Annotated in this window: 18 protein-coding genes; 9 read left to right on the forward strand and 9 right to left on the reverse strand. The window is 64.6% G+C overall.

Going from position 1 to position 21,468, the window contains the following annotated elements; translation table 11 throughout:
* The first annotated feature begins 193 nt into the window (after positions 1-193).
* Positions 194-1,393 carry a hypothetical protein gene (locus ACN0T5_RS01685; protein ID WP_417766882.1) on the forward strand — a complete coding sequence of 400 codons (1,200 nt, stop codon included), beginning with the start codon at positions 194-196 and terminating at the stop codon, positions 1,391-1,393.
* 25 nt (positions 1,394-1,418) lie between these two features.
* Here ACN0T5_RS01685 and ACN0T5_RS01690 read toward each other — a convergent pair whose 3' ends face one another.
* The 6 genes from ACN0T5_RS01690 to ctrA form a co-directional block, all read right to left on the reverse strand.
* A complete protein-coding gene (locus ACN0T5_RS01690) occupies positions 1,419-2,255 on the reverse strand; it encodes a dipeptide ABC transporter ATP-binding protein (protein ID WP_417766883.1) in 837 nt (278 codons plus the stop codon).
* On the reverse strand, positions 2,252-3,118 hold the full coding sequence (locus tag ACN0T5_RS01695) for an ABC transporter ATP-binding protein (protein ID WP_417766884.1): 867 nt from the start codon (positions 3,116-3,118) through the stop codon (positions 2,252-2,254). Before ACN0T5_RS01695 ends, ACN0T5_RS01690 begins: the two co-directional genes overlap by 4 nt.
* Positions 3,119-3,122: 4 nt before the next feature.
* The gene (locus ACN0T5_RS01700; protein WP_417766995.1) at positions 3,123-3,977 is read right to left on the reverse strand and encodes an ABC transporter permease subunit; all 855 of its coding nucleotides are present in this window, start codon (positions 3,975-3,977) and stop codon (positions 3,123-3,125) included.
* A gap of 92 nt (positions 3,978-4,069) precedes the next feature.
* Complete coding sequence (locus ACN0T5_RS01705; RefSeq protein WP_417766885.1) at positions 4,070-5,077, reverse strand: ABC transporter permease subunit; 1,008 nt, start codon at positions 5,075-5,077, stop codon at positions 4,070-4,072.
* A gap of 105 nt (positions 5,078-5,182) precedes the next feature.
* The gene (locus tag ACN0T5_RS01710; RefSeq protein WP_417766886.1) at positions 5,183-6,787 is read right to left on the reverse strand and encodes an ABC transporter substrate-binding protein; all 1,605 of its coding nucleotides are present in this window, start codon (positions 6,785-6,787) and stop codon (positions 5,183-5,185) included.
* Between the two features lie 501 nt (positions 6,788-7,288).
* A complete protein-coding gene (gene ctrA / locus ACN0T5_RS01715) occupies positions 7,289-7,978 on the reverse strand; it encodes a response regulator transcription factor CtrA (RefSeq protein WP_306029058.1) in 690 nt (229 codons plus the stop codon).
* A 385-nt stretch (positions 7,979-8,363) separates the two neighbouring features.
* Here ctrA and fliI point away from each other — a divergent pair, with 385 nt between their 5' ends.
* The 3 genes from fliI (at position 8,364) to ACN0T5_RS01730 (ending at position 10,801) form a co-directional block, all read left to right on the forward strand.
* Positions 8,364-9,689: a flagellar protein export ATPase FliI gene (gene fliI, locus ACN0T5_RS01720; protein WP_417766887.1), complete on the forward strand. Its 1,326-nt coding sequence runs from the start codon at positions 8,364-8,366 to the stop codon at positions 9,687-9,689.
* Positions 9,690-9,718: 29 nt separating this feature from the next.
* Positions 9,719-10,138 carry a flagellar export protein FliJ gene (gene fliJ, locus ACN0T5_RS01725; RefSeq protein ID WP_417766888.1) on the forward strand — a complete coding sequence of 140 codons (420 nt, stop codon included), beginning with the start codon at positions 9,719-9,721 and terminating at the stop codon, positions 10,136-10,138.
* Between the two features lie 225 nt (positions 10,139-10,363).
* Positions 10,364-10,801 (forward strand): paraquat-inducible protein A, encoded by a 438-nt coding sequence (locus ACN0T5_RS01730; protein ID WP_417766889.1) that lies wholly within the window; start codon positions 10,364-10,366, stop codon positions 10,799-10,801.
* A 39-nt stretch (positions 10,802-10,840) separates the two neighbouring features.
* On the opposite strand, the gene ACN0T5_RS01735 is transcribed toward ACN0T5_RS01730, so the two are convergent.
* Entirely contained in the window at positions 10,841-11,929 is a 1,089-nt protein-coding gene (locus ACN0T5_RS01735; protein WP_417766890.1) for a DUF2336 domain-containing protein, read from the reverse strand.
* A gap of 178 nt (positions 11,930-12,107) precedes the next feature.
* Between ACN0T5_RS01735 and ACN0T5_RS01740 the strand changes: the two genes are divergently transcribed.
* The 4 genes from ACN0T5_RS01740 to ACN0T5_RS01755 all read left to right on the forward strand — a co-directional run bounded on the left by ACN0T5_RS01740 (position 12,108) and on the right by ACN0T5_RS01755 (position 17,951).
* Positions 12,108-13,682: an aldehyde dehydrogenase (NADP(+)) gene (locus tag ACN0T5_RS01740; RefSeq protein WP_417766891.1), complete on the forward strand. Its 1,575-nt coding sequence runs from the start codon at positions 12,108-12,110 to the stop codon at positions 13,680-13,682.
* A gap of 121 nt (positions 13,683-13,803) precedes the next feature.
* Entirely contained in the window at positions 13,804-16,272 is a 2,469-nt protein-coding gene (locus ACN0T5_RS01745) for a mechanosensitive ion channel domain-containing protein (protein ID WP_417766892.1), read from the forward strand.
* 108 nt (positions 16,273-16,380) lie between these two features.
* The gene (locus tag ACN0T5_RS01750) at positions 16,381-16,725 is read left to right on the forward strand and encodes an ArsR/SmtB family transcription factor (protein WP_417766893.1); all 345 of its coding nucleotides are present in this window, start codon (positions 16,381-16,383) and stop codon (positions 16,723-16,725) included.
* Positions 16,722-17,951: an MFS transporter gene (locus tag ACN0T5_RS01755; RefSeq protein WP_417766894.1), complete on the forward strand. Its 1,230-nt coding sequence runs from the start codon at positions 16,722-16,724 to the stop codon at positions 17,949-17,951. Before ACN0T5_RS01750 ends, ACN0T5_RS01755 begins: the two co-directional genes overlap by 4 nt.
* Positions 17,952-17,969: 18 nt before the next feature.
* Here ACN0T5_RS01755 and ACN0T5_RS01760 read toward each other — a convergent pair whose 3' ends face one another.
* Together ACN0T5_RS01760 and ACN0T5_RS01765 are read right to left on the reverse strand one after the other, a co-directional pair.
* Positions 17,970-19,571 carry a DUF1963 domain-containing protein gene (locus tag ACN0T5_RS01760; protein ID WP_417766895.1) on the reverse strand — a complete coding sequence of 534 codons (1,602 nt, stop codon included), beginning with the start codon at positions 19,569-19,571 and terminating at the stop codon, positions 17,970-17,972.
* A gap of 116 nt (positions 19,572-19,687) precedes the next feature.
* Positions 19,688-20,431, reverse strand: a complete 744-nt coding sequence (locus ACN0T5_RS01765; RefSeq protein WP_417766896.1) for a GntR family transcriptional regulator — start codon at positions 20,429-20,431, stop codon at positions 19,688-19,690.
* Positions 20,432-20,572: 141 nt separating this feature from the next.
* Here ACN0T5_RS01765 and ACN0T5_RS01770 point away from each other — a divergent pair, with 141 nt between their 5' ends.
* The gene (locus ACN0T5_RS01770; RefSeq protein ID WP_417766897.1) at positions 20,573-21,466 is read left to right on the forward strand and encodes a dihydrodipicolinate synthase family protein; all 894 of its coding nucleotides are present in this window, start codon (positions 20,573-20,575) and stop codon (positions 21,464-21,466) included.
* Positions 21,467-21,468: the final 2 nt, after the last annotated feature.

A 21,468-nucleotide genomic window follows, 5' to 3' on the forward strand; every position in this document is an offset into this window, starting at 1 on the left:
TGCCGTCGCGCTTGGCGCGGGACCTTGCGTCTTGTATCAGGGAGGGAGCGTAGCGCCGGGGTAGCGCTGCGCTGTCGGACGCGTGTCCGGAAAACCATACGGGAAAGCCCGTCCGGCGAAAGCAGGTTCGGGCAGTACGGCCAAGGACATGGACGGTCGAGGCGATCAGGGTTCCAGACGGTGGTGAGCGGTCTTGATTGAATCGGCAATGTATGTGGCGCTTGGCTTTTGCCTCGCCGGTCTTCTCGCGGTGGCCCTGGTGCCGTCCATATGGCGGCGTGCCGTTCGGCTGACACGACGGGCCGTGGAAGCCACCACGCCGATGACCCATGCCGATGTGCGCGCCGAGATTGCGGCCTTGCGCGCCAGCCATGCGATCGAGTACCGGCGGCTGGAATCCGGGCTCGAGCGGCTGCAGCAGCAGGCGACGGCGAACCGCATCGCCCGGGATCGGGCGGAAGCGCTGTCGGGGGATTTGCGCAAGGAGTTCATCTCCCGCGAGCAGGCGCTGGCCGACGCGATGAGCCGAGAGGCGGACCTGCGCCGGGAAATTCAGGAAAACCAGGAGACAATCGCCCGCTCGGGAGCGCGTATCCGCGATCTCGAACGTCTGTTGAAGCGATTGATGAACGCTCAGGCTGGCGAGACAACCGAGGTCACGACCGGCGGCGTCTCGCCTGGCGAGGCGGCGGTTGCGACGGATGCCGTCGCGGACGGCGTTTCGCTGCCGGACGAAGATGTGTCTGGCAAGGCATCCGACGCGGCACGCGTGACGGCGCTGGAGACCGAGATCGCGATGCTGCGCCGGCGGTTGGCGCGGGCGGAAGAGCGCACACCAGCCCCGGCCGGCGGCGATGCGGGAGAAAGCAGCGGGGTTGAGCCGGAGCGCGCCGCGTCACAGTTCACGCGGCAGGAATTGCGCGCCCGTGACGACAGGCTTTTCGAAGCGGAATCAAAGCTGATTGCCGCACGCGCGGAAATCACCCGACTGTCGGTGCTTGCCGAGGGCGGCGGGTCCGATGGCGAGGCTCCGGCGGCCGAGACGGCGCGGCTCGCTGCGGAGAACGAGCGGTTGCGCGCTGAGCTTGGCGCCAATGCCGATTTTCTTGCGCTGCGCTCCGAACTGGCGGACCTTGCATCCGCGGTTGTTGCCTCGCTGGGGGCCGAGGAGGACCTGGAGCCGGTTGCTGCCGCGAAGGAGGGCACGGACACGCCCGGCGTGCCTGGCACCGTGACCCAGTCCCTGGCTGCCCGCATTCGCGCGGCGCGCGGCCGCGTCGGCGCTGGCGCGACAGAGGCTGCCCGGAGCGGGGCGGCCGAGACCGGCAAGGGCGGCACGCCACCGCCGATCCTGCCGGGGCCGGCGCGCGCCAGCTCGCGCGGAAAACGCTAGGGTTCGCCCCCAGTAAACGAGGCTTTCAGCCGGCCGCAACGCGCTTCGTCGCAAGACGTGCCCGGATGCTCTCGACGTCGGCGCGGGGCGTCGCGGCGAAGAGAGTGCGCGTGTATTCGTGGGCCGGAGCCGTGAAAACCTCGTCGCGGGTGCCGTATTCCACTGCCTCGCCAAAATACATCACCATGACCTTGTCGGCGATGTAGCGCACCACCGAGAGATCGTGGCTGATAAAGACATAGGTGAGGTTGAACTCCTCCTGCAGGTCAGCAAGGAGGTTGAGGATCTGCGCCTGAACGGAAAGATCGAGCGCAGAGACCGGCTCGTCGAGCACCAGCAGCTTGGGACGCAGCATGATGGCGCGGGCAATGGCGACGCGCTGGCGCTGTCCTCCGGAGAACATGTGCGGATAGCGGCCGTAATGTTCGGGCTTCAGACCGACCTTTTCCAGCATGGCAAGCGCCGCGTCACGTCGTTCAGCCGCGTTCATGGTCGTGTTCAGAAGCAGTGGCTCTTCAAGCACCGCTCCGATCTTCTGACGCGGGTTGAGCGAACCATAGGGGTTCTGGAAGACGATCTGCACGGCCTGGCGCATCTCGCGCGTCATGCCATGCCGGGCGATGTCAATCTGCGTGCCGTCGATCTCGATCGTGCCGGAGGTCGGTGCGTCGATCATCGTCAGCATGCGGGCGAGTGTCGACTTGCCGCAACCGCTCTCCCCGACGACTGCGAGCGTCGAGCCGCGCTCGACATCGAAGCTGACATCCTTGACGGCATGGAGCAGACGTGGCGCGGAAAACAGGCCTGAACTGATGACGTAGTCGCGGGTCAGGTTGCGGACCTTGAGGATCGGATCGCTCATCGACGGGCCTCCGTGCTGCCGGCCGTTCCGGCCGCAAAGGTCTCGGCGAAATCGGCAACGGTTGGCAGCCGGTCGCCGGTGGCGTTTTCCGGCAATGCCGAGAGCAGGGCCTTTGTATAGGGGCTGGACGGGTTCTCGAAGAGGGTCAGCACATCGGCCGTTTCCATCTGCCGTCCCTGGTACTGGACGACCACGCGATCGGCGGTCTCGGCAACGACGCCCATGTCATGGGTGATCATGATCAGTCCCATGCCGTGGTCACGCTGCAGCGTCGTCAGGAGATCGAGGATCTGCTTCTGGATGGTCACGTCGAGAGCGGTTGTCGGCTCGTCGGCGATCAGCAGCTTGGGGCGGCAGGCGGTGGCGATGGCAATCATCACGCGCTGGCACTGGCCACCGGACATCTGGTGCGGAAAGGACTGCATGCGGCGCTCCGGCTCGGGGATGCCCACGGCGGTGAGCAGTTCGACGATGCGGTCGCGTCGCTGCCGGCGGTTCATGTCCGTATGTGTCTTCAGCACTTCGTCGAGCTGGAAGCTGACGGTGAAGCAGGGATTGAGGCTGGCGATCGGTTCCTGAAAGATCATCGAGATGTCCTTGCCGATGACCTTGCGGCGCTGGGCCGCGGTCAGGGTGCGCAGGTCGATGCCTTCGAAGGTCATGCGGTCGGCGGACACTGTCGCGGTGTCGGGCAGCAGACCCATCAGGGCCAGCATGGCGACCGACTTGCCGGAACCGCTTTCGCCGACAATGGCAAGCACCTCGCCCGCCTCGACGGAGTAATCGACCCCGTCAAGCGCATGGAAGGCGCCGCCGGCCGTGTCGAACTCGACCCTGAGATTGCGGATTTCGAGCAGGCTCATGATCTCAGCTCCGCTTCAGCTTGGGATCGAGGGCATCGCGCAACCCGTCGCCGACGAGGTTGATGGCAAGCACCGTCACCAGAATGGCGAGGCCGGGGAAGGTGACGACCCACCAGGCGCGCAGGATGAACTCGCGTGCTTCCGCGAGCATCGTGCCCCATTCGGGCGTGGGAGGCTGGGCGCCCATGCCAAGAAAACCGAGTGCGGCGGCGTCGAGGATGGCGGTGGAGAAGGACAGCGTCGCCTGGACGATAAGCGGCGCCAGGCAATTGGGCAGGATCGTCCTGAACATCAGCCGGATGTTGCCCGCTCCGGCAAGCCTGGCGGCGACGACATAGTCGCGGCCGCGTTCGGACAGCACGGCGGCCCGGGTGAGGCGGACGAAATGCGGCTGCAGGACAACCGCGATCGCGATCATCGCGTTGACGAGGCCGGGACCCAGGACGGCGACCAGAACGAGCGCGAGCAGCAGCGAGGGAAACGCGAGGATGACATCCATCACCCGCATGATGACCGTGTCGACCCAACCGCGGAAATAGCCTGCGACGAGACCCATAACGATGCCGCCCGAAAGGGCGATGGTGACAACGATCAGACCTATGAACAGCGAGAAGCGGGCGCCGTAGATCAACCGGGAGAGAATGTCTCGGCCGACCGCGTCGGTGCCGAGCAGAAAGGTGGCCTTTCCACCCTCCGACCAGAACGGCGGCGTCAGGAAGCTGTCGCGATATTGAAGATCGGGGTTGTGCGGAGCCACCAGGGGGGCGGCCAGCGCGACGATGATAAGGGTCACGAACACAACGAGGCCGATCACGGCGCCGCGGTTCTGCGAGAAGTAGAACCAGAACTCGGCCAGCATCTTGCGCGTCGCATTGCGGCTTTCGGCGGCGATGCTGGCAGCGATGGGGGGAGCTCCGGTGGACGGTTCGGTCATTGTCTTGTCTCCGGCGCTCAGTTGTGGCGGATGCGCGGATTGACGAGACCGTAGAGCATGTCGACGGTCAGGTTCACCAGCATCACGATGGCGGCGATCATCAGCAGGCCGCCCTGCACGACCGGGTAGTCGCGCCGCGAAATGCTGTCGACCATCCACTTGCCGATCCCCGGCCAGGAAAAGATCGTTTCGGTCAGGATCGCGCCGGCGAGAAGCACACCGACCTGCAGGCCGATTGTCGTGATCACCGGGATGAGGGCGTTGCGCAAGGCATGCAGGCCGATGACCCGCGAGGGCGCGAGGCCCTTGGCCCGGGCGGTGCGGACATAGTCCTCACCCAGCACCTCGAGCATCGCCGAGCGGGTCTGCCGGGCGATCACCGCGAGCGGGATCGTCGCCAGCACGATCGAAGGCAGCACAAGGTGACTGAGGGCGGAGGTGAAGGCGCCTTTCTGCCCCGACAGGAGACTGTCGATCAGCATGAAACCGGTCACCTGGGGAAAGAAGAACATCAGCGATATGCGGCCTGAAACCGGTGTCCATTGCAGGATGCCGGAGAACAGGATGATGAGCAGAAGTCCCCACCAGAAGATCGGCATCGAATAGCCGACGAGCGCCGTTCCCATGAGCGCCTGGTCGGCGACGGAGCCGCGGCGGACGGCGGCGAATATTCCGACGGGCAGGCCGATTGCCACGGCGATGACGATGGCGCACAGTGCCAGCTCGACGGTTGCCGGGAACAGGGCCAGAAACTCCGTGACGACGGGCTTCTTGGTGACGATGGAGTTACCGAGGTCACCGGTGAGCACGCCGCCGAGATAGTCGAGATATTGCTCCCATATCGGACGGGAGAACCCGAACTGCTCCATCAGTTGCCTGTAGCGCTCCTCGGAAACGCCGCGCTCACCGGCGAGCAGCAGGACGGGGTCGCCAGGCAGCAGGCGGATGAACCCGAAGGAGACGATGGTCACGCCGAGAAAGGTCGGCACGAGCAGCAGCAACCGGTTGAAGAGAAAGCGGATCATCTTGATGCATCCAAACGACCGCACCGGCCGGTAAGGGCCGGTGCGGTAAATCGACGGGCTGCCGCCGGGCCCCGGAGGGACCGTGGCGGCGCTTCGATGCGAGGATCACTCGGCGATATCGACGCCGTCGAACCAGTGGCCGCCGAGCGGGTCCATGACATAGCCGCTGACCTTCGAGGACATCGGCATGAACACGACCGAATGGGCGATCGTCGCCCACGGGGCCTGCTCCTTGAACACGACCTGTGCCTGCTCGTAGAGCTTGGTGCGCTCGTCCTTGTCGGAGACCACCTTGGCCTTCTGGATCAGGTCCTCGAAGGGCTGGTGACACCACTGGGCGCGGTTGGAGCCGCCGACACCGTCGCAACCGAGCAGAACGGCGAGGAAGTTGTCCGGGTCGCCATTGTCACCGGTCCAGCCGAGCAGGACGGCACCGTCGCGGTCCTTCTCCTTGGAACGGGACAGATACTCGCCCCACTCGTAGGACACGATCTCGACATCGACGCCGACCTTGGCGTAGTCGGCCTGGATCACCTCGGCCATGCGGCGGGCGTTCGGGTTGTAGGGCCGCTGCACCGGCATCGCCCAGATCTTCATCTTGAGGTCGGAAACACCGGCTTCCTCAAGCATCGCCTTGGCGGCATCCGGATCGTAGGCGTCGTCCTCGACGGCATTGTTGTAGGACCACATGGTCGGCGGGATCGGGTTCTTGGCTGCCTGGCCGGAGCCCTGGAACACCGCGTCGAGAATGGCCTGCTTGTTGATGGCCATGTTCAACGCCTTGCGGACCTTCGGGTTGTCGAAGGGGGCCATCTGGGTGTTGTAGGCGAGGTAGCCGACATTGAGGCCCTGCTGCTCCATCAGCGTCAGGTTCGCATCAGCCTTGATGTCGGAGATATCGGCCGGGGCCGGATAGGGCGCGACGTGGCACTCGCCTGCCTTCAGCTTCTGCAGGCGAACGGCCGCATCGGTGGTAATGGCGAAGACGAGATTGTCGATCGGCTGCTTGCCGCCCCAGTAGTCGGCGAAGGCCTGGTAGCGGATGACCGCGTCCTTCTGGTAACCGACGAAGGAGAACGGCCCGGTGCCGAGCGGCTCCTGGTTCATCATCTCCATCTTGCCTTCCGCAGCGAGCTTGTCGGCATATTCAGCGGAGAGGACGGAGGCGAAGTCCATGGCGAGGTTGGCGAGCATCGGCGCTTCGGGCCGGTTGAGCACGAACTTCACGGTGTGGTCGTCGACCTTGACGATCTCCTTGATGAGATCAGGCATCGACATGCCGTTGAAATACTCCCACGAGGCGCCGGCCGTATAGGCATGCCAGGGATGATCCTTGTCGAGCTGGCGGCCGAAGGAGTAGATCACGTCGTCGGCGTTGAAGTCGCGCGTCGGCGTGAAGAACGACGTGGTGTGGAACTTGACGCCCTTGCGCAGGTTGAACGTGTATTCCAGACCATCGTCGGAAACGCTCCAGCTTTCGGCAAGACCCGGAATGACCTCGGTGGTGCCGCGCTTGAACTCGACAAGACGGTTGTACACCGGCTTGGAGGACGCGTCGAAGGTGGTGCCGGAGGTGTAAAGCGCGGTGTCGAAGCCTTCCGGCGAACCTTCCGAGCAATAGACAAGCGTCTTGGATTGCGCGGCGGTAGCTGCGATGAGGGCGAGACTGACGCCCAGTAGCGCAGCCTTCATGGTGCGGCGAACGATCATTGAAAATCTCCCGTTTGTATCTTCGGTCGCGCCGGGAGCATTCCGGTGTTTTACCTTGTGGAAGCTGCATTTGCGTGGCGACGGCCTTGAGCGCACGATAATGCCGCGCTCCACCGCTTACAATAGAACGCATTGTTCTATTTTTTCTGCCGGAACGGAATTTTCTTCCTGAGGGTGCCTGTCGCAGAACAGTTTCTGCCGCCTGCTCTCCGCAGGCGTGTCCAATCGTCACCGGAGCACGTAGCGATCAGCCCTCGGACTGGAGATGCGGGCGCGGCGCGATGCCGATCCGTGCTGCCGGTAAAACGGAGTGGAAAAGGTTTCCGGAAAACCGGGTCAATGGCAAAAGCCCCGCCAATGGCGAGGCTTTTGAAAGGTGTTCCGATGAACCATCCGGAGCAGCACCCGCATGAAGCAGGCCGGACTGCCGTGCACCGCCGACAGGCGGGCTGAGGTCGAGGGCCGGAGGAACCGAAAAGGCAGGTGCGGGAGGCGTGTGCCTCAGGCAGCCTTTTCCTCGGGTTCGCGCAGCACGTAGCCACGACCCCAGACGGTCTCGATATAGTTCTTTCCCGATGTGGCGGCTGCGAGCTTCTTGCGGAGCTTGCAGATGAACACGTCGATGATCTTCAGTTCCGGCTCGTCCATGCCGCCATAGAGATGATTGAGGAACATCTCCTTGGTGAGCGTCGTCCCCTTGCGCAGGGATAGAAGCTCAAGCATCTGATATTCCTTGCCGGTCAGATGCACGCGCTGGCCGGATACCTCGACGGTCTTGGTGTCGAGATTCACGATCAGGTCGCCCGTGGTGATGACCGACTGGGCATGGCCCTTGGAGCGGCGCACGATCGCATGGATGCGGGCCACGAGCTCGTCCTTGTGGAACGGCTTGGTCATGTAGTCGTCAGCGCCGAAGCCGAGACCGCGTACCTTGTCCTCGATGCCGGCAAGACCGGACAGGATAAGGATCGGTGTCTTCACCTTGGACACGCGAAGCGTGCGCAGGACCTCATAACCCGACATGTCGGGCAAGTTGAGATCCAGCATGATAATGTCGTAATCGTAGAGCTTGCCGAGGTCGATACCTTCCTCGCCAAGATCCGTCGTGTAGACGTTAAAATTTTCGGACTTAAGCATCAGCTCGATGCTCTGCGCCGTGGCGCTGTCATCCTCGATCAACAGGACACGCATGCCAATCCCCTATGTCTGCCTATCCTGGGCAAGCCGCGCCGGCCGATACGCTCCCGGTGCTCTAAGGACTGCAGTTAACCTCGACTCACTGTGTGAGACAATGGTTAACAAATTCTGATTCACACCTGCAAGCTCCGATGAGGGTAGATTGGAAATCTTTTCCAATCACTTGAAAAATCAATGGAAATCCTTTCCATAGAATCTTCAAGTTTCACATTAACGAGCCGCTACAAACGACTCACGTGACTCACCTCTACGCCGAACGCGGGTCCCAGGCTGGCTTTCCATCCATGAACCCTCGCAGTTAAGATTAACCAAACTCGTAAATGATAGGTTACCGTGAGGTCGCTTTCTGGGACCTTCTTTACCGACCCTTGAGGATCAGATGGACCCGTTGTTTGCAGAACTGGAAGCGCTCATGCCCGCGGAGGTCTATGGCCGGGTGGTCTCCGTGCAGGGTTTGCTGCTGGAAATCGCCGGTCCGATCCACGAGATGAGCGTCGGGGCGCTGCTCGCTGTGGAAAGCGGGGAGGGCGGTCAGCCGGTCCATGCCGAGGTCGTCGGCTTTCGCGAGGAGCGGGCGCTGTGCATGCCCTTCGCGGGCCTCGAGGGGGTGCGAATGGGCTGCCGGGCGGTCCTTGTGGCGCGCGAAAGCCTTTCCTATCCCTGCGACGCCTGGCTCGGACGGGTGGTCAACGCCATGGGCGAACCGATCGACGGCCGCGGTGCATTGCCGGCGGGAGGCGAGCCGCGCCGGCTCAGGGCGACGCCGCCGCCGGCCAACGAGCGCGGCCGTGTCGGCCCGCCGCTGGATCTCGGCGTCAGGGCGCTCAACACGTTCGTCACCTGCTGCGAGGGGCAGCGTATGGGCATCTTCGCCGGCTCCGGCGTCGGCAAGTCGGTGTTGATGTCGATGATCGCGCGCAACATGGCCGCCGATGTCGCGGTCATCGGCCTGATCGGGGAGCGTGGCCGCGAGGTCCAGGAATTCATCGAGGACGATCTCGGGCCGGAGGGGCTGGCCCGTTCCGTGGTGGTGGTCGCCACCTCGGACGAAAGCGTGCTGATGCGCCGTCAGGCCGCCTATCTGACGATGACCGTGGCCGAGCATTTTCGTGACGGGGGCAAGAACGTCATGTGCATGATGGATTCGGTGACGCGTTTTGCCATGGCGCAGCGCGAGATCGGCCTGTCGGTCGGCGAACCACCGACGTCGAAGGGATACACGCCGACCGTCTTCACGGAGCTGCCGCGGCTGCTGGAACGCGCCGGACCGGGGCGTGCCGGTGCGGGCTCGGTGACGGGGCTCTTCACGGTGCTGGTCGAGGGCGACAATCACAACGAACCGGTTGCCGATGCGGTGCGCGGCATTCTCGACGGGCATATCGTGATGGAGCGGGCCATCGCCGAACGCGGCCGGTATCCGGCGATCAACGTGCTGAAATCCGTGTCGCGCACCATGCCGCGCTGCGTGCCGGACAATGTGCAGCCCCTGCTGCGCAAGGCGCGCGCCCTGATGGCGACCTACACGGACATGGAGGAACTGATCCGGCTTGGCGCCTACAAGCGCGGATCGGACGCCGTTGTCGACGAGGCGATCCTGCGACATGACGCGCTTGAAACGTTTCTCGGGCAATCGAAAGGGGAGGCGAGTTCGATTGAAGCGGGCTATGGTGATCTTGCCAACCTTTTGGAAATGACTCTCGCGTAGGTTGGCATCGGTAACGGGAGTATCGAGTAATGAAGTCGCGTGAGAGTCTCATTCGCCTGAAGCAGTTCCAGGTCGACGAGCGCCGTCGCCAGCTGGCTCAGATCGAGTCGATGGTCGACGAGTTCAAGCGCATGGCCCGGGAACTGGACGACCAGATTGCCGCCGAGCAGCAGCGTGTCGGCATCACGGATGTCGGCCATTTCGCCTATCCGACCTTCGCCAAGGCGGCCGCACAGCGTCGCGACAATCTGCTCAACTCGGCCGAGGAGCTGACCGACCAGCTGGAAGCTGCCCGCGAGGACCTGCGTGCCGCGCTCGAGGAACTGAAGAAGTTCGAGCTTCTGGAAGAGCGGGACCAGATCCGCGAGCGCAACGAGCGCGAAGCGGCCGAGCAGGATGCCCTGGACGAGATTGCCGGGCGTCGCAAGACCGGCGGGACCTCGCGCTAGGCGTTCAACGCCCTTCCGCGTGCTCGGGGGTGGGTGCCGGCCACGGCGCGCGCCTGTTTTGCGTTGAACGCATACGATCTTGCGGTTGCCGGCATCCCGTGGGATAGCAGCGTTCATGCGGATGATCAGGCGCGCCCCTATCCGCTGCTGCATCTGCGGCGTGAGCGCCATGCCGCCGGCAGGCCGGGCTCGCCGGCGTTGCATCAAGGACGGGAAACCTGACACGTGCGCCGCCTTGTTCTTTCCCTGTTGCTTCCCTCGGCCACCGTCTCTTTCGTACTTGGCCTGACCTTGCCCCTGATGGAGCTGGAACGGCTCTTCTTCCTCACTGACAGACCGTCGCTGGTCGAGATCGTCAACGGCCTCTGGCGTGACGGCGAGGCCGGACTTGCCGTGCTTGTGGGAGGGCTTTCGATCGCCTTTCCCGCAGCCAAGATCCTCGCCTTGCATGTCGCTGCGGTTGCCGGCCGGTCGGGGCTCGGGCTTGCGCTCATGAATGCGCTTGGCAGATGGTCGATGATGGATGTGATGCTGGTCGCACTGGTCGTTTTCGCGGCCAAGACCAGCGGTCTTGCAGCGGCGGCGACCTTGCCCGGGCTGTGGTGCTATGGCGCGGCGACGCTGCTGACGGCTTGCGGGGCCTGGCTCGCCCATCGCGGCTAGGACGCAGTCGCGTGGACGTGTGCCGGAGGGTGCACCGGCTCAGCCATTGGGCCGGTGATCACGCTTCTGCGGTGACTTGGACGGACCTTGATCCGAAACGTCGTTCGGCATCGGTTCGGCCGGCCTGGAGCGTCGATAGGCGTCAAGCCAGCGCAAGGCCTGGCTTTCGGGAATGCGCAGGTGCTTGCAACGCAGATGCGCCAGGGCAAGAAAAACCTGGTCCGACGTGCCGGCCGCGTGGCAGAGCGAAATGAGTTCGTCGATCCCGTCCTGGAAAACAGCCTTCTGGATGGCGCCGAGGCTGCGACGGGTCTGTCGGGCAACGAGATCGAAGGCGTCGTTGGTACGCCCCTCTGCAAGCAGGACAAGCAGCATGGAGCCCAGCCGGTACTCGCCGGACTGAACGAGGCGCCAGGCCTCCTCGACGTCGCAGGTTTCCATGAACAGATTGAAGCGGCGGCGCATGTCCTGACGCATGACGTCGGCTGCCGTCAGGTCGCGCGGATCCGCACCGCTCATGATGGCCTCGAGCCGCACCCGGGTGCTGGCGTTGACATGCGGGATCAGCCATTCGCAGATGAGCGGTGTCAGATCGGAGCGCGCGGCCATCTTGTTGCGCAATGGCATGTCCGAGAGCGAGCGCTTGGCCAAGGTCCGCAGAGCCCAGTCGGAAAGGTCGCTGTTGGTGTTCTCCGCCACGGCGCGCCAGACCCTGGTGGGGCCCCGTTCGACCAGTGCGTCGGAGACCCGGCCGGGAAGCTCTGTCCTCCTGGCAACCGAGACAAGGTGGGATTGCGGCATCCGCCTTGTGATCTTCAGCAGGTCGGCTTCGGTCAGGGCAGGGCTGAGCTCGAGCATCGGCTGCGCAACCGTGATTTCGTCGGTGGCAAGACGATAGGCGATGGGATGCGGCGTTTCGCTCCACGGTGCCATGCGTTGAGACAGGCGGGCGCGGTCCTCGATCTGGCTGCCGTCCAGAAGTTTCATGATGATTTCGCAAAAAAGACGAAGCTCTTCGTCGCTGTGATGTCCGACGCGGTCCAAAAAAAGGTCGGCGACGCGCTGCAACAACTTGCGGCGCGCCTCGCGGGTCGGGTTGCGAGCGAGCTTCAACAGTTCGTTGAGCATCCAGTGTCCTTCTCAGGACACGAAGGGTAACAGCCGCCCGTTACCAATCAGTTGCACTGAAATGACGGTCGCGCCGCTGATTTCACTCTGATATATCACACGTCGAGTTCCTTTCGCGCTTTTTGCCGGTCAGCCGACGCACGGCGCGGGACCCCCGACATCAACCAAGGAGACTTCCATGCCAAGCGGCCAGCATCTCGTCGACGGAACCTGGATCGCGGGAGCCGCCACTTTCCAGGCCGGCAATCCTGCGACGGGGGAACTGCTTGCACCTGCCTTCGCGGAGGCCGATGCCACGACCGTCGACCGGGCCGTGTCGGCCGCCGAGGCCGCCTTTTCCGAGTATGCCGCCCGTCCGATCGCCGAGCGCGCCGCGTTCCTGCGCTGCATTGCCGGCGAGATGGAAACGGCCAGCGCGGACATCGTCGCGCGAGCGCGGGCGGAAAGTGCCTTGCCGGAGGCACGCCTGACCGGTGAACTCGGCCGGACCACCGGACAGCTCCGGTTCTTTGCCGACTGGATCGAGGCGGGGCACTGCTTTGATGCGCGTATCGATACCGCCCTGCCGGATCGCAAGCCGGCGCCGCGCCCCGATATCCGCTCCGTCCTGCGCCCGATCGGGCCGGTGGCCGTCTTCGGTGCGTCGAACTTTCCGCTCGCCTTCTCCACCACCGGCGGCGACACCGCCTCGGCGCTGGCTGCCGGTTGTCCGGTGGTGGTCAAGGGGCATCCGTCGCATCCCGGCACGGCCGAACTGGTCGCCCGTGCCGTGCTGGCGGCGATCCGCGCCTGCGGCATGCCGACGGGTGTTTTCTCTCTGATACAGGGCGCGGGACACGCCTCGGGCGCCGCGCTGGTCGCCCATCCGCTCATTCAGGCCGTCGGCTTCACCGGCTCGCTGAAGGGCGGGCGGGCCCTGTTCGACATCGCGGTTTCACGCGCGCAGCCGATCCCTTTCTACGGGGAACTTGGCAGCGTCAACCCGGTCTTCGCCCTGCCTGCGGCCCTTGCCGAGCGCGCGGCCGAGCATGGTGCGGCGTGGGCGCAATCGCTGACGCTCGGGGTTGGCCAGTTCTGTACCAATCCGGGCGTCGTGGTGGCGCTCGATGGAGCGGATCTCGATGCGTTCCTCGCGGCCGCGGACGAGGTGCTTGCCAAGGTTCCGGCACAACCGATGCTGAATGCGGGGATCGCCGGCGCCTATCGCCGCGCGGTCGAGGAGCGTGACCGGGGCGGGGTTGCCAGCCGCCGTGGCGAGGCGGATCGCGGCGCCGGAGACGGTTGCCATGTGGCGCCTGCCGTGTTCGAGACGACCGCGTCGGCGTTTCTGGTCGGGCCCGGCCTTCATGAAGAGGTGTTCGGCCCCGCCGCGCTGGTCGTGCGCTGCCGGGACGAGAACGAACGGTCGGCAGTGGCTGCGGCGCTCGAGGGGCAGTTGACGGCGACGCTGCTGATGGAGGACGCCGACACGGAGGTCGCACGCGCCTTGCTGCCGGTGCTTGAGCGAAAGGCGGGGCGGCTGCTCGTCAACGGCTATTCCACAGGTGTGGAAGTGTGCCATGCGATGATGCATGGCGGCCCCTATCCCGCCTCCACCGACACCCGTTCGACCTCGGTGGGATCGCGGGCGATCCTGCGTTTCCTGAGACCTGTGGCCTATCAGAACATGCCGGCAGCGTTGTTGCCCGAAGGGCTTGGCGATGCGGATCGAGGGCCGTGTCTGGTTGACGGGGCGGCTGTATCGGCTAGGTAAGAAGGGGAAATCGAGGGCCGCACGCCAAGCGTGGGGCCCTCATGTTGCCGCGACCCGCTTGTTTCACGGCCGCGCCTCGTGCCCGGCGCCGGGCCGGACTTGCGGGCAATCTGGAGACCGCATGCTCCCTCTCGCTCGCTTCGTCCCTTCTTCCCTTTCGGACTGGCTCGCGCCTGTTGCCGGCCTGCTGCTGACGGTCCTGATCGCGCTCGCCGGGTCTGAGCCTTCCGCCGCACAGTCGACAGGACAGGACGCCGTGACACAGGCGTCTCCCGCCGCCTCGTCACCCGAACAGGGAGCGGAAGCGCTGATCCGGTTGCTGCAGGATCCCGGCGCCCGCGATGCGCTCGTCGAATATCTGCGTCGTCAACCGGCGCAGTCCGGCGGCGAAACAGCTCCCGCAGCCGCGTCCGAAGCAAGCGCACGCTCAGAATCCGCCGGAGGAACAACCGGCGATACCGCCGTGGCGGAGGTGGAAGCGGCAATGGAAAGAGCGGAGCGCCAGCCGAGCCACATCGCGGTTCGGATCGCGACGGCGACGCAGGACCTGCTGCGCCAGGGGCTGACATATGCCGAGCGCATCACCCGGGCCTTCACGTCATTGCCGGCCGCGTTGTCCTACAGCGCGGGCGCCAACTGGGAACGCATCCAGGGGATCGTCCTGCGGCTGCTCGTCATCGCTTCGATCGTCTTTGCCATCGTCGTCGGCTTGCGGCGGGTGGCCGACAGCGTTTTCGCAAGGCTGACGGGGGCGGGTGAGAGCACCAGGATCGTGCGCCGGGTGGTCCTGCTGCTGCTGCGGGCCGTGATCGAGGCGGCGGTCGTCGCCATCGCGATTGCCGTTGGATATGCGGTGGCCGTCTATGCAAGCGGCAGTGCAGGCAAGGTCGAGCTTGTCGAATCCCTCTTCCTGAACACCTTCTTCCTCGTTCAGGTGGCGAAGGTCGCGACGCGTTTCGCGCTCAGCCCGAAGTTCAGCGCGCTGCGTCTGGTGCCGCTGGACGATGCCCAGGCGCTCTATTGGCGCCGCTGGCTCTTCGTCATCTACAACCTGCTGGGTTACGGCACGATGGTCGTGGTGCCGCTGGTGTCGAGCAACATCTCCTTCCTGCTGGCCGATTCCGTGCGGATGATGATCGTCCTTGCAAGCGTGGTGCTTGCCATCGTCGCCATCACGCGCAACCGGCAGGCGACCCGTGACCGCATCCTGTCCTATGCGGAGAGACAGACCAACGTGTTCGCTTCCGGGTTTGTGGAGGTGGCGGCGCGGGTTTGGCACATAGGCGCGATCCTCTATGTGCTGCTGCTGCTTTCGGTGTGGCTGTCGCGTCCGTTCGACGCCACCGCCTTCATGGTGCGGGCGACCGCATTGTCGGTGCTGACGATCATGGCAGGCACGATCGTTTCGCTGGTCCTGACGCGGGCAATCATCGGCGGGGTCCGTCTGCCGCAGTCGGTGCATGCGCGGATGCCGCTGCTGGAGCGGCGGCTCAATACCTTCGTCCCCCGGATACTTTCCTTCATTCGCATCGGCGTTTTCATCGGCGTCGTGATCGGCATCCTGCATGCCTGGGGCGCGGTCGACGTGCTGACCTGGTTCGATTCGGATGACGGGCGCGACTGGGTCGGTCGTTCCGCGTCGGCCGGTATTGTCGTGCTGGTCGGCTTCCTGATCTGGCTCGGGGTGATGTCCTGGGTGGATATGCGCATGAACCCGCGCGGGCGGCTGCCGACCTCCCGGGAGAAGACGCTGTTCGGGCTGTTCCGCAATGCCTTCTCGATCCTGCTCGTGGTGATGATCACGCTGCTGGCGCTGTCCGAGATCGGCGTCAACATCGGGCCGCTGATCGCCGGTGCGGGCGTCTTCGGCCTGGCGATTTCCTTCGGCTCGCAAAAGCTGGTGCAGGACATCATCACCGGCGCGTTCATCCAGTTCGAGAATGCGATGAACGAAGGCGACGTGGTCACGCTGGGCGGTGTGACGGGAACGGTGGAAAAGCTTACGATCCGCTCCGTGCGGCTGCGCGATCTTGACGGAACGGCGCACATGATCCCGTTTTCCACGGTCGACCGGGTTGCCAATTTCATGCGCGGCTGGGCCTATCATGTGGCGGCCATCGGCGTTGCCTATGACAGCGACCTGAGCGAAGTGAAGATGGCGATGCATGTCGCCTTCGACCGCCTCAAGGCAGGCGATCTGGCGACGGAAATCCTGGAACCGCTGGAGATGCACGGCATCACCGCCTTCGGCGACAGCGCCATAACCGTGCGCGCCCGCATCAAGACGCGGCCGGGCTCGCAATGGTCCGTGGGGCGGGCCTATAACGAGCATATCAAGGCGGTGTTCGACGAGCGCGGCATCGAGATTCCGTTCCCGCAGGTCACCTACCACGCTCCGCCGTCCTCCGTGCCGCCCGCGGCCGTGGCGCTGACCGCCGCCGCGACGGCCGATACCCGGACAACCGATGCTGCCGATGACGGCAAGACCGTCGACCTGCCGGCGGAGGAAACGTCTGCGCCGAAGCCGGCGAAACGCGCCTCGCGGCCGCGCAAGCGCCAGCCGGACATTCCGTCCGAGGATGAACTCTAGGCGAATTTCAGGTCGGGGTGCCCCCCTGGCGGGGCCCTCGACATGAGGGGTGCAGGAAGGAGATTGCGCCCGGGTACTTGGTTCGATATTTCTCGAATCATGGAAAAAATGGCTGCCATCGCGGCGCTCCGGGCGCTTGGACAGGAAACGCGTCTCGACGTTTTCCGGACGCTGGTGCGTGCCGGACCAGGCGGCATCGCCGCCGGCGATCTGGCGGAACGTCTCGGCGTGCGGTCGAACACGCTGTCGACCCATCTTGCCATTCTGGTCCGTGCCGGTCTCATTGCCTCCGAACGCGAGGGACGCACCATTTTCTACCGCGCGGAGTTTGACGGAGCCCGCGGGCTGATCGGGTTTCTCGTCGGCGACTGCTGCGCCGACAGGCCGGAAATTGCCAGCCCGTTCATCACCGGGCTTCCGGGAGCGGCATTGCGGGGGCCGGGGGTGACGTGAAAGCGTCTGTTCGCGCGGTCGCGCTGCTCGGCCTCACGCAGATCCTCGGCTACGGGACGCTGTTTTACGCGGTGGTCCTGACGGCACCGCGTATCGCAGAAACATTCGGCTGGTCCAAGGCGACCGGACTTGGTGGTTTCTCGCTCGGACTGCTCGTTGCGGGACTGGCATCGCCGCGTGTCGGCGGGCTGATCGAGGTGCATGGCGGGCGCAAGGTGATGGTCATCGGGTCGCTGGTGGCGGCCACGGGACTGGCAGCAATGTCCCTCGTCAACGGCCTTGCGAGCTATTTCGCGGTGTGGGCCCTGTTGGGGCTCGCCATGTCGATGACGCTGTACGATTCCGCCTTTGCAACGCTCGGCAGCCTGTTCGGGGCTGCCGCTCGTACCCGGATCACGGCGCTGACGCTGATTGCCGGGTTCGCTTCGACGCTGGCATGGCCGGCAACCTTGTGGCTGGTCGAGAACCACGGCTGGCGGACGACCTATCTCGTCTTCGCCGGAGCGATGCTGCTTCTCGCAGTTCCCGCGCATCTGCTCTTGCCGCGGGCGGGCGGTGTCGCAGCCTCCCGCGATGCCGGACATGGCGGGCCAGACGGTGCCGACGTTGCACCACCGCGCGTGGAACCCTCGGCGCGGACGCGCCGCCGCATATTCGCCCTTCTGGCGCTTTCGTTTTCCTGCAACGCTTTCCTTTTCATCGGACTTTCCGCGCATCTGCTTGCCGCGCTGATCGCGCTGGGCCTGCCGGCGGCAACCGCGGTGGCTGTCGGAACCCTGATCGGCCCGTCGCAGGTGGGCGCCCGTGTGGTCGAACTTGTCTTTGCGCGCCGGACGCATCCCCTCGGTGTGGCGCTTGTCTCGGCCGGCCTGATCCCGCTCGCCTTCGCCGTGCTGGTGTTCGCAGGTGTGGAGCCGGTGCCGGCGGCGGTTTTCGCGGTGGTTTACGGCGGATCGAACGGGCTGGTGACGATTGTCCGGGGAACCTTGCCGCTGGCGCTCTTCGGAGCGCAGGGCTATGCGCGGTTGCTTGGCCGGATCGCGCGGCCGGTGCTGATCGTCGGGGCGGCGGCGCCCTTTGCAATCGGTGCCGTGATCGATGCGGGTGGCCCGGCGGCCGGTCTGGCTCTCGCCTTCGTCGCCGGGTGCCTGTCCTTTTCGGCGCTGGCCGGGATAGCCCTTGTCTTGCGGGCAGAGCGGCGTTCGGAGACCGCATCAACTGGCTGAGACGGGGTGTTCGAGGGGTTAACCGGACACGTCGCCCCAGGCCCTTTCCCAATTGCCCTGACGCAGGTCCTTGAAGGATATAAAGAAGCCTAGCCGGGACAAGTCGCCGAAATGCCACCCTAGAAGGTCGCTGCAGGGCAGTTCCAGAAGCAGGACCGGGATCTGCAGTTCCGAGTAAGGATATCCTTCCGGAGTGCCGCCCATGAAGGCTGGTTCGCACGAGGCCGCCAGCTTCCAGAATTCCACGAATTGCGCGCTGTGCTCGGGCGGAAGCGAGGTCGGGTCCATGGCGTAGGCAAGGCGCAAATGGACTTCCAGAAGCTGGCTGTAGTTCGAGCAGGGAGTTGGGTGAGTTCCCAGAACCTCGACCCGGCCGCCACCGCCCGTCTGCCACCAGTCCCGGGTGGAGAGCTTCATCAGGCCCTCGACGAGATGCTCGGTCTCGGCGGCGGGAAATGTGTCGAAATCGGTCTCGGCGAAGCACGCCTCCTTCAGGGCGTCATACTCGTCGAAGGTGAGCAGCCGTGCCGAGTAGAGCTTTTCCTCGGGATCGGCCTTTTGCAACTGCTTCCTCTTTTCCGGGCTTGTCTCCGACTGCAGGTAGGCATCGAAGTCTTCAATGAGGGCCCGAAGCGGAACGAAGTCGAAAGGACGGAAGCGAGGTGTGTCGATCGGGCCGGAAAGGAGCGCCGAGCGCTTCGAGGACAATGTGTGGCGCGCCTCCATCGTCGGCGCGCGGGGCACCGCGCCCTGTGTCTCGTCGACGGTCTGGACGACAACCGGCCACAGCGGAGGAATGTTGTCGAGATCACCGGCGAGTTTGTTGTATCGCGGCCGCTTGTCGCGGTAGCCGCCGTAATGCTTGGGTGGACGCGGAGCCTTGCATGGAAGCCCGAGCTCGGTCGTATGGAGGACCCTGACGTGGGCGAGGCTGGAGGGCGAGGCGAAGAAGACAAGCCAGCCGTCCCGCGGCGCCATGCCATCCCAGATCGCGGCAGGCAGGTCAGGGCAATGGATCTGCGCGTAGAAATCGCAGGGGACGCCGTCGATCTCGGGCCAGGCCGTACCATCGGGCAAGGATGGGTTGCCGCCGATCCAGCTCGTCGGGTTGCCGGAAGATTGGAGAGGAATGTCGATCCGTAGACGCGCCGGCGCGCGGTGAAAGGCCTGCTTGCCACCGCCGTGCTCAACCACCGGTTCCAGCAAACGGTGCACGTGCACCCTGATCTGCTGTGCTTCTGCCGGATCGGAGGTCTCTTCCGCCACTTTCTCGTCGAGCAGGGTATCCAGCAACTTCCTGCGCCGTGCGGCCAGCTTTGCGTTGCGACGATCCGTGCGTTGCCGTTGCCACAATTTCTGCCGTTCCTCGCTTCGCTGCCGAAGTTCGGCTCGTCTTTGTTCGTGCCTCTTCTTGCGATCCAGGTCGGCAGCGGTGGGCGGAAAAAGCTGGTGCATGGTCTTTTTGAACAACGGAAGGATCGCGATACCCAAGAACATGATGCCGAAACCTTTGAGGATATCGTCGAACGCTTTGCGGTCGGCGGCTTCTGCAATCGCTATCGCGCCGGCAATCATGATGGAGAATCCGCAAGCAACGCCAAGCAACCCAATAAATTTCATTGGCAATACTCGCAGGATACGGGAAATGACAAGCGAAAGAGAATTTGTGCGACAATACGTGAGAGCTTGACGCTCATGCAACGGCGATTGCAACGCGGGCTCCCGTCTCAGCTGGATCAACCGGCTGAGCTGGCGACCTGCATGCCGGTCGAGGCGAGGGTCATCGCCTGGCGGCGGAGATAATGCATGAGGTCGTCGGCCTTGCCGCGCGCGGCGGCGATATCGCCGCCGGCAATGGCCTGCATCAGTTCCATGTGATGCCAGGCGGCCGAATTCAGGTCGGTCTCGCCGAAATAGCGGAACCAGAAGCGGCGCGAATGGGTCTGCAGCGGTGCGACGACGCGGGCGGCGAAGGGATTGCACGCGGCGATCGCCACGATCTCGTCGAAGGTCTTGTCCTGTCGCATGAAATCCTCGACATCGCCACGTGCGGCGGCATCGCGCATGGCGCGGGCACAGTCGGCCAGGCTGTCGCGCTCGGCACGGCTGGCGAGATGCGCGGCGGCTCCTGTCAAAAGAAGTTCGAGTGCGTGGCGGGCATCCAGAACACGGCCGAAGTCGCCGGGGTTGATATCGGCGACGAGAATGCCGAGGCGCGGGCGAATGGTGACCAGACCCTCCCAGGCCAGCCGCTGGATTGCCTCGCGGATCGGCGTACGGCCCATTTCGAGCAGCGCCGCAAGCCGGCTTTCGGTGATCGCCGCGCCGGGGGTGAGGCGCAAGGTGACGATCTGCTCCTCCAACGCCCGGTAGGCCCGAGCCGCCCGGCTCTCCTCGCCACCGCCGCCGTCGTCGGCCGGCGCCATGGGCTGTCCGGTGCCGTTGTCGAGGGCGGTCGCCACGGTGTGCTCGGGGGCCATCGTCGTCTCCTGCTGCTCTTTTCCGGCGTCGCGATACATGCTGCACGACCTTGATATATCAGTTGTTGACAGAAAGAAAGTCGCGTGGAAATGTGCGTCCCGGAGGCTGATATATCAGTTGGCGGCAGGGAGAAAACAATCATGTGGCAGGGTGTCTTTCCGGCGGTAACAACCAAGTTCACCGATGACGACAGGCTCGACAGGGCCGAGATGGAGCGCTGCTTCGCGCTGCAGATCGAGGCTGGCGTCGACGGCCTGATCGTGTGCGGCTCGCTTGGCGAGGCAATGGCGCTTGAGCCGGAGGAAAAGCTCGAGATCCTTTCGATCGCTAAGTCGGTTTCCGGCGGCTTGCCGGTTCTGATGACCGTCTGCGAAAGTTCGACCCGGCGTGCGTCGGCCGCAGCCGTAGCGGCGGCGAAAGCCGGTGCCGACGGCCTGATGGTCCTTCCCGGCGTTCCCTACAAGTCGGCGCCGCACGAGACCGTTGCCCACCTGCTTGCCGTGACGCGTGCCGCCGGCCTGCCGGCAATGATCTACAACAATCCGGTTGCCTACGGGGTCGACGTGACGAGGCCGATGTTCGAGGCGCTTGCCGTCGAGCCGCTGGTCGTGGCGATGAAGGAATCCACCGATGACATCCGCCGGGTCAGCGAGGTGCTCTCGCATTTCGGAGATCGCTTCGACGTCTTTACCGGTGTCGACAATCTGGCGCTGGAAAGCCTGGTGATGGGTGCGACCGGCTGGGTCGCAGGGCTCGTTGTCGCCTTTCCGAAGGAGACCGTCGCCATCTGGAAGCTGGCGCAGGCCGGGCGCATCGAGGAGGCGCGGGCAATCTATCGCTGGTTCCGCCCCTTGCTGGATCTCGATGTGTCGACCAATCTGGTGCAGAACATCAAGCGTGCGGAAGTTCACGCAATCCAGTCCAATGACCGTTGCCGGGCCCCGCGCATGGCGCTTTCGGGAGCCGAGGCGGATCGGGTCGACGGCATCATCCGTGCCGCGCTCGATTGCCGGCCGGTCCTGCCCAAGGTTTGAAC

Origin of the sequence: Stappia sp., from assembly GCF_048261845.1 — a bacterium.
Classification (GTDB): domain Bacteria; phylum Pseudomonadota; class Alphaproteobacteria; order Rhizobiales; family Stappiaceae; genus Stappia.